Annotated in this window: 11 protein-coding genes; 2 read left to right on the top strand and 9 right to left on the bottom strand. The window is 66.6% G+C overall.

All coding sequences use genetic code 11. From position 1 onward, the window contains the following. Window positions 1-15: 15 nt before the first annotated feature. Window positions 16-165, bottom strand: coding sequence for a hypothetical protein (locus OG817_RS39290; protein WP_406050032.1), 150 nt, complete (start codon window positions 163-165; stop codon window positions 16-18). An 18-nt stretch (window positions 166-183) separates the two neighbouring features. Between OG817_RS39290 and OG817_RS39295 the strand changes: the two genes are divergently transcribed. After that, on the top strand, window positions 184-279 hold the full coding sequence (locus tag OG817_RS39295; RefSeq protein WP_406050033.1) for a DUF779 domain-containing protein: 96 nt from the start codon (window positions 184-186) through the stop codon (window positions 277-279). 45 nt (window positions 280-324) lie between these two features. Here the strand turns inward: OG817_RS39295 and OG817_RS39300 are convergent, their stop codons facing one another. From OG817_RS39300 to OG817_RS39330, 7 genes are all read right to left on the bottom strand, one after another. Next, window positions 325-1,557, bottom strand: a complete 1,233-nt coding sequence (locus OG817_RS39300) for an McrC family protein (protein WP_406050034.1) — start codon at window positions 1,555-1,557, stop codon at window positions 325-327. Then, a complete protein-coding gene (locus tag OG817_RS39305) occupies window positions 1,557-4,706 on the bottom strand; it encodes an AAA family ATPase (RefSeq protein WP_406050036.1) in 3,150 nt (1,049 codons plus the stop codon). The genes OG817_RS39300 and OG817_RS39305 overlap by 1 nt, the downstream gene beginning before the upstream one ends. Before the next feature lie 275 nt (window positions 4,707-4,981). After that, a complete protein-coding gene (locus OG817_RS39310) occupies window positions 4,982-5,467 on the bottom strand; it encodes a hypothetical protein (RefSeq protein WP_406050037.1) in 486 nt (161 codons plus the stop codon). A gap of 201 nt (window positions 5,468-5,668) precedes the next feature. Continuing rightward, window positions 5,669-8,152, bottom strand: coding sequence for a GH116 family glycosyl-hydrolase (locus tag OG817_RS39315; protein WP_406050039.1), 2,484 nt, complete (start codon window positions 8,150-8,152; stop codon window positions 5,669-5,671). Continuing rightward, window positions 8,136-8,768, bottom strand: coding sequence for a hypothetical protein (locus tag OG817_RS39320; protein WP_406050041.1), 633 nt, complete (start codon window positions 8,766-8,768; stop codon window positions 8,136-8,138). Before OG817_RS39320 ends, OG817_RS39315 begins: the two co-directional genes overlap by 17 nt. Continuing rightward, window positions 8,765-9,589 (bottom strand): carbohydrate ABC transporter permease, encoded by an 825-nt coding sequence (locus tag OG817_RS39325; protein ID WP_406050042.1) that lies wholly within the window; start codon window positions 9,587-9,589, stop codon window positions 8,765-8,767. Before OG817_RS39325 ends, OG817_RS39320 begins: the two co-directional genes overlap by 4 nt. Then, window positions 9,574-10,077 (bottom strand): carbohydrate ABC transporter permease, encoded by a 504-nt coding sequence (locus tag OG817_RS39330; protein ID WP_406050043.1) that lies wholly within the window; start codon window positions 10,075-10,077, stop codon window positions 9,574-9,576. The genes OG817_RS39325 and OG817_RS39330 overlap by 16 nt, the downstream gene beginning before the upstream one ends. Window positions 10,078-10,118: 41 nt before the next feature. Here OG817_RS39330 and OG817_RS39335 point away from each other — a divergent pair, with 41 nt between their 5' ends. Next, window positions 10,119-10,340 (top strand): hypothetical protein, encoded by a 222-nt coding sequence (locus OG817_RS39335; RefSeq protein ID WP_406050044.1) that lies wholly within the window; start codon window positions 10,119-10,121, stop codon window positions 10,338-10,340. Window positions 10,341-10,368: 28 nt separating this feature from the next. On the opposite strand, the gene OG817_RS39340 is transcribed toward OG817_RS39335, so the two are convergent. Continuing rightward, window positions 10,369-11,664 carry an ABC transporter substrate-binding protein gene (locus OG817_RS39340; protein WP_406050045.1) on the bottom strand — a complete coding sequence of 432 codons (1,296 nt, stop codon included), beginning with the start codon at window positions 11,662-11,664 and terminating at the stop codon, window positions 10,369-10,371. Window positions 11,665-11,718 lie beyond the last annotated feature (54 nt).

Genomic DNA, 11,718 nt, shown 5'->3' on the forward strand with positions numbered 1-11,718 from the left:
GAGCTTCTACCGGCTCTAACCGACCAGCCGTTCCAGTCGGCCGGCGACGGCCGGGCGCCGTGGATCGTCCGGCGGGAGACCGGCGTCGAGGGTTTCGAAGATCTCCTGGTCCTCGGCGCCGGTCGGCGTCTGGGCGAACCGCCACACCAGCTCGGGATCTAGCACACGCAGCTCACCGTCGACGTGGTCAAGGGCCGCGGCGGCGGCTTCTCGGTGGAGGCCTCGAAGGGCGTCCGCTTCCTGATCCGCTCCCGTCTCTTCACCGACCAGGAGTCCTAGGCCTCCTCTAACCGAGCCCCGGCCGTCCGGACGGCCGGCGCTCTTTTATTTCCCGCGTACGGCGGCGAGAGCGATCTGGCGGATACGCGCCAAGATCTCATGTGGCGATTGGCGCAGGTTGATCGGCGCCGCGACGACCTCGACCTCTGCGTTCTTGATTCTGCGCCGGATGTCGTTTCCGCCACCGGCATAGATCAGCCAGGCCACTGGAACCTGCAGGGATGTGCAGTAGGCGAGCATTTGGTAGTGGTCGGGGTTAGCATTCGTCCCTGCGCTCGAGGCGAGTTTGTACTTGGCGTCGAAGACGACGTCGGGGTTGCCGGCCTCGTCCCGATGTACGACGTCGATCTGCATGAACACATCGCCAGGGGAGTCGCCGCTGCCTCCGGTCCGTCCTGTGGTCCAGTCTCCATCGCCAGTCAGATAGGCGGCCAGCTGACTCTCCAGGTAGCCGGGGTAGCCGGCCAAGGCCTCCTTCAGGGCGACCGTGACGAAGTCTTCGAAGACCTCCCACATGACGACGACGAAGGCCGACATCTCGACACCTGCTGCCGATACCCGAGTCGAGCTGTGGCGCAGCAGGATCTCTGCCAGGCCCAGGGCGGACTGGTATCGATCGTTGAGTCGCGAGGGCTGCCACGACGGAGCGGGCGTACCCGGCAACAGCCGGGTCACCCCCGCGAATCTCGCCGCGAGGTGGAGCAGCCGCCGTCGAGTGTCCGGCTGCAAGCGGGGTACGCCGAGCATCAGGTAGATCGCGGCCAGCAGGATCTGGTTCTCAGCGATGTCGGGGCTGAACTCGTCGTACCGCACCTCGATCGGTAAGAAATACCCGGGCCGACGACGCAGCTGGTCCTCGAAGGCGATGCGTCCGCGAACTGTCTGCAGAGCCTCCTGCTCGGTGCGGTAGCCCTGCAGCATCCCCATCGTCAGCGCTTGCTCGACTGACGCGATGAGTGACTTGGCCATCGCCGGCCACAGGTCGCCGTACGTCTCGGCCGTTACCGTCTCCGGCCGGAAGCCCGGATTCTTGGCGTAGCCGAGGAGGAAGATCAGATGCGCCACTCCCAGTTTCTGTTTCGGAGTCACCTCGATCTGGAGGTCATCGAAGCGCACGGCTCCGACCCGGCCGTTCGGCAACAGCCGGTACGTCCCGACGTCCACGCGCCGGACGTCGACGAGCTCTGATCGCTCGAGCAGGACCGCCTGGGCGGCGTCCAGCTGGACCTCGATGCCGTCCGCATCGAGCTCATCGAGCGATTCGTACCTGAAACTCATCAGGCGTCCGCGTCGTCCGGGGCTCCGTCCGTCCTGGCGCGTTGCGCGATCCGTCTCCGCAGCGCCGCGAGCCCGAACTCCTGGTCGATCACCTCCGGGGACTTGCTGCCGTAGAAGTGCTCGTGGAGCAGCGGCAGGATGTCGTAGCGCCAGACCAGGTCCAGTGCTCCGGGCGCATCCAGCCCGTCCCGCATCAGGTACGACGGACCGATGTGCAGGTCATGGCCGGGTTGTCCCATCGCCAGATTGAGCTCCGCGAGAAGCTCGACCCGGTCGTCGGTCAACTGCTGACGCTTCGCGAATGCGGCAAGAACCCCACTCACCGGCTCCCGTCGCGGGTGCATCTCGTAGAACGGGAACCGGCGCCGGATCGCTGCGTCGACAAGGGCGATCGAGCGGTCCGCGGTATTCATGGTGCCGATGATGAACATGTTGTCGGGAAGGCTGAACGGTCTGTCGGGCCGGTATTGCAGCCGCACGGTCTCCTCGCGGTACTCCAGCAGGAAGTAGAGCTCGCCGAAGACCTTCGGCAGGTTCGCGCGGTTGAGCTCGTCGATGATGAGCACGTAGGCCTTGTCCCGGTTCTCCACCTTGGCTGCCTCGGCCGCCATCAGCTTCAGCGGTCCGTCCCGCAGGGCGAAGGGCTGGTTGCCGGCTCCCTCGACAGGTCGGAACCCCTCGAAGAAGTCCTCGTACGCGTAAGAAGGATGAAACTGCACGAGTCGGACCCTGCTGGGATCCTGAGCCCCTGCAAGCCGTTCGGCGAGTTTCTTGGCCACGTAGGTCTTGCCGGTGCCGGGCGGGCCGTAGACGATCAGCTGCCGACGCCGGTTGAGTAGCTCGACGAGCTCCTGGAGTGGCGCGACCGGCATGTACAACTCGTCGGCCAGGTCCTGGGACACGGCCGGAAGCAGCACTCGCTCGACTACCTGCGGCCCGCGGGGCTCCGGCCTGACGGTTTCGTCGTCCAGGAGCGCGGTCAACAGATCCCTCACCGCGGTGAGATCAACGACGTGGCCCTCTTGTTCCAGGGCGGCGGTAAGTTTGGCCGGGAGCGTCTCCAGCGGTCTCCGCGACGCAGACCAGAGAACTGGGCGGGTCAGCGGCGACGACGGTTCGTCGTTCGGCGAAGCCTCGTCAACCGTGCCGATCATGAGCTGCTCGTCCGTCAGGGCGACCACCAGGTCCTGCGGCCGCACGCCTTCGAGGAACGAATGAAGGGCCACGGCCAGCTCTTCCCGCTGGGACGGCGCGAGGTGTGCGTAGCCGTCGCTCACGAGGCGCGCGACATCCCTGGCGGTCATGTCAGGGGTCAGCGCGAGCCCGGCTTCGTCCCGCAGATCGATACAGCTCTTCTCGAGCCACCTGGTGACGTCGTTCGGTGTGTCTGTGCGGATGAGCCAGGCCCGCGGTCCGGCGGACGAACCGGGCCGCCACCGGTTGACATAGGGCGGGTCGTACCAGGAGTGGAAGTTCTTGTTCTTCCGTTCGTGCAGCGTCCGGAGGGCGACCAGGTCGCGGGTGACCTCGTCGTCGTGGTCGCCGCCCGGCTTCCCGAGATCGGCGATCAGGCCGCGACGGATCCGTCGGCGATGGTCGGCGCTGACGATCGACGGGAACAGACCGGGCCACGCGAGGTACTCGACGGCGTACCGAATGGATGGTGAGTCTTCCGGTACGCCGGTTGTCACCTCGCGGAAGGCGAAGGGGTCCCGCAGCGCCTCGTCGACGACCTCCGGGGGTTGCTCGAGCCAGTGGAGCACGAACCGGCAGAGCCATTGCAGGTGCTCGGGCGCCTTGATGTGATACCCCTGTCCGCCGGCGAATGCGTGGCCGTCGTCCAGCGCGGCCACGAGTGGCTCGGGCAATCCGGGTGCGCCTGACATCGACGCGAGGATGGCGCCGATGCGGTCGGCTTTGGTCGAGGCCCTCATATCGTCCAGCGGTGCGTCCCTGATGTAGAGAAACTCGGCAGCGAGGCACAGCACCTCGTCAGTTGCGCCCTCGAGTTGCTGGACCAGCCGCTCGAAGAAGCGCAGACCACCCTCGCCCCTCGTCAAGCGGTCGGCCAGCTCCTCCGCGGCCTCAACGGACCAGCTCCGGACTCCGCTGACGAGCGCCGAGGTCTCGCCTCGCAGGCCGGCGGACAACACGTCCCAGGCCGCACTCTCCATGATGGGGCTGACCCCGGCACCGCGATCGACGCGAACCTCGCCAGCGCTGCCCTCGCGCCAGTGCTGCAGCTCGGCACGTTTCATCGGCGGCCAGGGATCCGGTGGCGTCCACTTCAGGACCAACCAAGCGAGGCCTTGGGCATCCAGTCGATCCCGGAGCCGAGGATGCTCGTCCCCCCACCTCTCGAGCAAGCCGTCGCACAGCGACAGCAGCGCCGAATAGCGCTCGTCAGGTGACGTTCCGGGAGTCTCGCCAACCCGCGCTGCCCAGCCTGTTCCGAGAGCTGGTCGGTACGGCGGGAACGAGGTCAGGTCGACCCCGAGCAGCAGGCACGACGCGAAGACCGTTCGATCGCCCGGGCTGACGTACGCGCCCCAGCTGCCGAGCTCCTCCCCGAAGGCGTCGATGGCATCGACCACGCCGGACGTGTGCAGCTGCCCGAACGCTGCCCGGACCTCATCGGGGTGATCCTGGATGCGGTTGCGCAGCCATGTCTGGGCGAACTGATCAACGAAATTCCCTGCTGCGGCCGCCTGTCTGAGCCGCTCCGCCCAGTCGGCGCTGCCTGCCGCGCACGCGGCGCCTGCCGCGGCCCACTTCTCCGCCGCTTTCAGTTTGTAATCGCGCTCTTCTGCGTCTAGGTCGACGTCTGCGACGAGTTCGCGGGCCCACCGGAGAAACGGCTCCCATCCGACGCCTTGCAGCGCACCTTCACGTTTGGACGCGTGGTAGCGACGTGTGACCTCGAGCCACAGTTCGTCGGGCGACAGTTCACCGAGCGCATCCGCCCCGCTGTCGGTAAGGGAATAGGCCCGGTTGTCGTCCCGTGTCAGCCATCCGCCAAAAGCGGACCAGGACATCGCGGCGTTGGCAGCCGTGCGCCAGCGGACCTGGCCGCTTGCGTTAGTGCTCATTTCCCGCTCGTTGAAGTCCATGAGCTCGGCGACCTGCGCCAGGACCTCCGGACTGCGCATCGGACCCGCACCCGACGCCAGGACTTCGTAGATGGTGCGTGTCAGCAGTCCACGGCGTATCCCATCGTTTCGATCTGCAGCTTTACCCGCCTCGACGTCAGTCATGTCCACCCCTCACTGCCATTTCTGCCCCCCAACGAAGCCACAACGACCATAGTGGCGATCGAGCTCCTGACGGCACCTTTGACTCTGGTCATGAGTGCATTTCAACGAGCGAAGCCAGGTCGGTGTCTCAAGGTGGTGGGGACGCCATAGACATCGATGGCCGGCGCTCTTCAATCCCCGAGTACGGCGCTATAGACGGCTGAGCTGTCCGCCTCCGGACACTCCTGCTTCAACCGCAGGATGGTACGGCGCTGCTCGGCCGTGCAGTTCCGCAGTCGCTGGGCGTCCCCGACATGCGGACGATCGACGACGTGCAGCCAGAAGGTCAGGTCGATCTTCCAGCTGTCCGTGTGCAGGACGGCATACAAGCGCTCATCGGTGATCGCCGGGGTCGGCCGGCGGTCATCCCGCTCGTCACGGAAGTCGACGCTGCGCAGCTCTACACGTCGCGCAAGGATCGCCAGACCTTCGAGGACTCGGGAGGCCGTGGCGTCGGGTGCGTCGAACATGACGTCGAGGTCTCGCACGACCATCAACCCTGACAGCGCACTGCCGATGACCACCGCGCGCCAGGGGAATGCGGTCGGCAGGTCGAGCCGATCCGCCAGTTGCCGAGCCTCGCCCTGCAGAGCCACTGCCCGTTCCACCAACGACATACAGTCGACGGTAAACGTCGTACCCCTGCAGTTCCCACTCCCCGACGCCCACCGCGTCACTTTGTGCGCCGTTCGACCACTGAGCCCTGCTACGACGGCCAACCTATGACCGAGGTCCAGGGCGACTCCAGCGCGCGACTTTATGCACGGGTCGACCATTTAGAGGGTGGGAACTTGGTTGGTGCGTGCCCAGAGTGGGGGTTAGGGCTGGAGGGGGAGCGTGAGGGGTTTTCCGGAGAGGACGGGGTGCTCGAGGGGGAGCGTGGTGCCGTCGGCTCGCAGGGTTTGGACGTTGATGGTGCCGGTGTGGCAGGTGAGGGTGAGGGTGGGGCCGGACTTGGTGGCTACGCCCCAGCCGGTGGGGGTGACGAAGGGGATGGTCCAGTCGCTGTTGGTGCGGGCGACGTCGAGTGGGGCGAAGGTGAGGGTGGCGGTGAGGGCGTTGTAGCGGTAGCCGGTGAGGGCTTCCAGGACGGACCAGCCGGCGGCGTTGCGGATGTAGTGGTCGCCGCATTCGATGGGGTTGAAGGGGTTGCGGCGGGTGCCGTCGTAGCGGGTCCAGAGGCCTTGCAGGATGGACATGCCCTCGTCGACCAGGCCTTCGTAGAGGCAGTGGGCGGCTACCTGGTATTCGGAGCCGGTCCAGACCTCGTCGCAGTAGCGGGTCGGGATGTCGGGGCGGCCGCCGTATGGCCAGGTGCACATGAGGAGACCGGTGTCGTCCTCGTCGGCGAAGACGCGGTACGGGTGGTCGAAGTCGTCGAAGCCGGTGCGCAGGTTGTGCCGCAGTACGCTGCGCAGCGCGGTCTTCACGTGGTCCTTCGGCAGCAGGTAGCCCAGGTCGAGCTGGTGCGCCCACCACTGCCCGATCAGCTGGTCCGCAAGGCACCCGTCGCCCCACTGGAAGTCCGGCTTCTCCTCCGGCGACAGGATCTGCCGGTAGTACTCGCCGGTGTAGAGGAGTTCGTCGTACGCCGTGCTGCCGGCCTCGAAGAGCGTGCGGTACTCCTTCGCGTCCTCACCCAGCAGCAGCGCCATCTCCTCGGCCGCGCGCAGTGCGGCCAGCCACAGCGTGCCCATGAACGAGTTGACGCCACACAGGTCGATGTCGTGCGTGCTCGGCTGGATGCCACGCAGTACGCCGGTGCCGTCCGCGTCCCACTTGGTACGGATGTGAGCGAGCAGTCGCCGGACGTTCGGCCAGCGGTCCCGCAGCCACTCGAGTCCTGCCCCGTGCCGCACTTCCCGGTACGTCTTCAGCACGTTGCCGAGCATGCCGTCGAGGGCCGGCTCCTCCGGACCGCCGATCACCACGTCCCACAGTTGCCGGTGGTACGTCGGTGCGATCACCCGGTGCGGGATGTACCCCTCGGGTGCCTGCATCACGTCGTACTCCGTGTCCCGCATGTTCCGCTCCAGCGCCGGGAACAGCCGGGACAGCGTCTGCTCGTAGTTCCAGACGTGGGTGCAGTTGAGTGGGCAGGACCCGCCGTACCGGCCGCCCCACATCACCGTGGACGCGCCGAGCACACCCTCGAAGCCCAGCACGGTTCCTTCGGCGGTCTGGAAGACGGTGGGGCTGCGTACGTCGGCTGCCAGCGCGGCGAGCCGTGATCCCGCCTCACCAGGCAGAGTGCTTGCCTCGAAGGCGTCGGCCCAGGCAGTACTGAGTGCCTGCAGCGATGGCCAGCGCGCGATGAACGACTCGGCCACGGCGACGGCGTCCGGCGTACGACGGGTGTACGCGTTGCCGAGCCAGAAGCGGCTGTGACCGTAGTCGTGCCGCGGGCCGAACTGATTGAAGTCGACATATCGGTTCGGGAAGTGCCACGCGATCAGGAACCGAACCTGCGTCGTCTCACCCGGGTCGAGGTGGAACGGCACGGCCAGTCCGCCGTTCCACGTCGTTCCGGGCGCACTGGCCCCGCTGACCGGCGTCGCGGGACCGTTGAGGAAGGCAATGAATTCCCCGGGCCGGGACCACTGTGCGCAGGTCAGTGCGCCGGCGCCGTCGGTGGTGAGCACCAGTTGTCCCGCGCCGGGGTGGTCCGCGGGCAGTGTGGTGTTCTCCATGACCAGCGAGGTCCAGTCGTCGTGCCGCCGGACCCGGTTGGTGTTGCCGCCGTACAGGCTGTTGGCGACACCGTCGATCGGCGTGACGCCGTCCCAGCCGACCGAGTTCTGCAAGGCGCCGGCGAGCTTGCCGTGCACTGCGATGGCTCCGGGGTTGTGCAGCGTGAACGTGAACGCGGCCACGGGCTGAGAGCTCGCCTCGGCGTCCGACGGCACCAGTGGATTGAACGCATCCATGCTGACGGAGATCGGTAGGTCGGTGCCGAAGTCGACACGGGCGCCGGGGTAGGTGGCGGTGACCGTCGGCTCGCCGAACGGCCGGAGCAACTCCTGCAGCCGGGCTTCGCCCGCCGGTACGACGTCGTCGGTGACCAACGGGGTGTCGGAAGGACTCGACGAAGGCCCTTGCAGCACACGGATCTCGTCCACCGGCGGCTCGACCCGCGAGAGCCGCAGCGCGAAGAAGCTGTCCGGCACGTGTCCCTCGTGGTTGCCGATGTTGTGCAGCTGCCACTGCCGCAGCGCACCGTTGCCGGCCAGGGCGAGCGTGCCGGTGCCCAGACCGCCCAGGGGCAGTGCGAAGTGCCGAAGTTTGTCACCGTTGTAGCGCATGATTCTCCGTCCATGTACCGGCGGAGGCGAACAACGCCACCGGGCCGGGCGCCAGCAGAAGCAGTGAGGCGGTCACCGACGTACCGAGCAGCAGCGCGACAAAAGCCAGTGCGAGAACGCCGAGTGGGACAAGTGGTGCACGTGCGACCAGGCTCAGGGCGGTGAACCACAACGCCTTGCCTCGCAGCCGACCGGTGACGCGGAGGCTGAACGCGTAGCACGAGGCGAGCACGGCGAGGACGGTCGCACAACCGCTGACGGCCAAGGGGATCGCGAAGATCGGACCGTTGTAGAGCTGTCGGTTCAGCAGCGCAAGGGCGCCGACGGCGGCCGGGATCAGTCCGACCTCCAGACCCGCGACGACGTGGTGCTTCAGGTTGCGCAGTAGGAGGAACACTCCGCCGCGGCCGTCCCGGACCACTGAGTCGGCAGTGGCTACGACCGCCGCCCAGACCGGTCCGACCAGCACAGCGCCAAGCAGCACGCTGGCCGGTGAGAGCCCAGGCATCAGCAGCACCACGATCCCGGACGCCGTACAAACCATGACTCCGGCGGCGGTGATGAAAGGCAGTTCGTGCCAGAGGGCGCGAAAGGCGGCAGGTAGATGGTCGGTCATGCGCGCAGACCGGTGGTCGCGATGGAGGCGATGAACGAGCGCTGGAAGATCAGGAACAGCACGAGGATCGGCAGCACCACCAAAGTGATGGCCGCGAACAGCACCACGGCCGGGCCGCCGCCCATCGCGCCCTGCAGCGAGACGAGGCCGACCGGCAGCGTCATCTTCTCCGGTGACGACAGGAAGATGTACGGCCAGAAGAAGTTGTTCCAGGACGCCTCGAAGACGAAGATCCCGAGCGCGGTCAGGCCCGGCCGGGCCAGCGGCAGGATCACCCGGAACAGGATCCAGAAGTGGCTCGCGCCGTCCATGATCGCGGCCTCGTCCAACTCGCGGGGGATCGACGCGATGTACTGGCGCAGGAAGAAGATCCCGAACACGTTCACCAACGCCGGCAGCCAGATCGCCACCGTCGTGTCGACCAGGTGCAACCAGCGCATCATGATGAAGATCGGTACGACGGTCAGCTGCACCGGCACGACGAGCGCCGCCAGCAGCACCGAGAAGATCTGGTCCCGGCCCGGGAACCGCAACCGCGAGAAGGCGTACGCGGCCAGCGCACTGGTCAGCAGCGCACCGGCGGTCGTGATCACCGCGATCTGCAGGCTGTTCCAGGCCATCTGCGCGAACGGGATCAGCTCCGGCACCTGCTGGAAGTTCTGCAGTGTCGGCGGGTGCGGGATCCACTGTGGCGGCAACTGGAACGCGTTGATCGGTTCGGCCAGTGCGGTGATGATCAGCCAGACCAGCGGCGCGATCATCAGCAGCCCGCCGAGCACCAGGACGAGGTCGAGCAGCCGGCCCTTCACAGGTGCACCCACCGCCGGCTCAGCCGGAACTGGAGCCCGGTGACGATCATGATCACCACGAACAGCACCAGTGAGAGGGCGGCGGCGTACCCGATCTCGAAGGACTGGAAGCCCTTCTCGTAGGTGTACTGCACGATGCTGCGGGTCGCGCCGTCCGGGCCGCCCTGCGTCATGATCACCATCGGGTCGAAGATCTGGAACGCGCCGATGAACGTGATCACGGTGGCGAAGAAGATGGTCGGCGACATCACCGGCAGCGTGACGCTCCAGAACCGCCACCACGCGTTCGCGCCGTCCACGCGGGCGGCCTCGTGCAGCTGGGCCGGCACGGTCTGCAGGCCGGCCAACAGGATGATGAACGTGTAGCCGATGGTGTGCCACCAGTCGACCACGATCAGCGTCGGCAGCGCCCAGGTCGGCGACGCCAGCCAGTTGGTCGTCGCCGAGAGGTAGTGGTTCGCGAGACCGAAGGTCGGATCCAGAACGTATTTCCAGATCAACGCGCATCGTTCGGTGTACGCCGAGCGCGAGCAGCATGCCGATGCCGATGTGCGTGATCACCGAGGAGATCGCGAACACGAACGTGTTGACCACGGCCCGGACCGTCGCACCGTCGGTGACGAGCTGGCGGAAATTGTCCAGCCCGGCGAATTCCGGCGTACTCAGCAAATCCCAATGGAACAAGCTCAGACCGAACGCGGCGACCAGGGGCGCGGCGACGAAGACGAGAAAGAGCAGTACGGCGGGACTGATGAACAGATAGCCCGGCAACCAGTCTCGCCGCTGAGGTTTCAAACGAGTCCTTCGAGCGCGGTCTGTGCCTTGCCGAGTGCGTCGGCGGGCGACGCGTTCCCGGTCAGTGCCTGCTTCCAGCCGTCCTCGACCGCCTTCTGCACCGCGGCGCCCTTGTCCGGCGACGGGATCGGGGTGGCGTAGCTGAGCGCCTGGTAGAGGTACTCCGTCCCCTTCGGCGCGTCGGTGAGGAAGGACTGGCTGTTCGCGATCGACTTGCGGGCCGGGACGATGGTGCCGCCGAGTTGCGCGAAGAACGACGAGCCCTCGGTGGAGATGAGGAACTTGATGAAGGTCCAGGCGTCGTCCTTCTTCTTCGACGCCTTCATGATCGGGTAGCCGTTCCAGCCCACCGGTGAGCCCTGCTCGACCTTGGTCGGCCAGGGCACGATGCCCATCTTCGCGGTCGCCTTCAGGTTGCGGATGCTGATGATCGGCCAGCGTCCGCCGCCGAACATCGCCAGCTTGCCCTGCGCCGCCGCTGTCGTCGCGTCGAACGTCCCACCGGGCGGCGGTGACAGCTTGTCGGCGACCAGGGCCCGGTTGAACTCGGCCGCTTCGATCGCTTTCGCGTCGTTGTACGTCGGCTTGGACCAGTCGTCACTGAAGCTGCTCGTCCCGTTGGTGAGCAGCCACGGCATGATCGCCGCGAAGTACTCCGGACCTGCGGCGTACCCGAACGCCCCAGTCTTCGCCTTGATCAGCTCACACGCGTGCCGGAAGTCGTCCCAGGTCCATTTCGCCGTCGGCTCAGGTACGCCGGCCTTCGCGAACAGGTCCTTGGAGTACCACATGCACATGGTGTTGAACTCGCCCGGCAGGTAGTAGGTCTTGCCGTCGGTGGAGCTGTACTTCTTGTTCCACTCGATCAGGTTCGGGTCCATGTCGGCGTAGTACTCGTCGATCGTCGACTTGTCCTTGGTGATGTAGTCGTCGAGCGGAGCGAGTAGACCCTTGGACGCGAACAGCCGCTGGCCCTCGGTGGCCACCTGGATCACGTCCGGCACCTGGCCGCCGGCCAGCCGGGTGGAGAGCTTGTTGAAGAAGTCGCCCCAGTTCGAGAGCGGGATGCCCTCGGCCTTGAGCTTGATCTCGGGGTGCTTCTCGCTGAACTTCGCGAACAGCTTGTTCCAGGTGGCCTGCTGTTCGGCCGTCCCCATGTAGACGAACGACAGCTCCTTGGTGCTCGATCCACCGCCGCCGTCACTTCCTCCGCAGCCGGCCAGCGCGGCGGCGAGCGCCGTACCGCCGGTCGCCTGGAGGAAACGTCGCCGGCTGAGCAGGGACTGGTCCATCGGAACGCCTCCTGGGGCGGGAAATCGATTTCTCGACAGCATAGGCCCGGCCGC

The sequence above is a fragment of the Kribbella sp. NBC_00889 genome, assembly GCF_045207705.1.
Taxonomy (GTDB): Bacteria; Actinomycetota; Actinomycetes; order Propionibacteriales; family Kribbellaceae; genus Kribbella.

What these genes read in the sequence shown, in the direction of transcription:
- OG817_RS39300 (WP_406050034.1), bottom strand. Translation starts at nt 1,557, where the DNA reads ATGAGTTTCAGGTACGAATCGCTCGATGAGCTCGATGCGGACGGCATC.
- OG817_RS39305 (WP_406050036.1), bottom strand. Translation starts at nt 4,706, where the DNA reads ATGCGCAGTCCGGAGGTCCTGGCGCAGGTCGCCGAGCTCATGGACTTC.
- OG817_RS39310 (WP_406050037.1), bottom strand. Translation starts at nt 5,467, where the DNA reads ATGTCGTTGGTGGAACGGGCAGTGGCTCTGCAGGGCGAGGCTCGGCAA.
- OG817_RS39315 (WP_406050039.1), bottom strand. Translation starts at nt 8,152, where the DNA reads ATGCGCTACAACGGTGACAAACTTCGGCACTTCGCACTGCCCCTGGGC.
- OG817_RS39320 (WP_406050041.1), bottom strand. Translation starts at nt 8,768, where the DNA reads ATGACCGACCATCTACCTGCCGCCTTTCGCGCCCTCTGGCACGAACTG.
- OG817_RS39335 (WP_406050044.1), top strand. Translation starts at nt 10,119, where the DNA reads ATGCCGATGTGCGTGATCACCGAGGAGATCGCGAACACGAACGTGTTG.
- OG817_RS39340 (WP_406050045.1), bottom strand. Translation starts at nt 11,664, where the DNA reads ATGGACCAGTCCCTGCTCAGCCGGCGACGTTTCCTCCAGGCGACCGGC.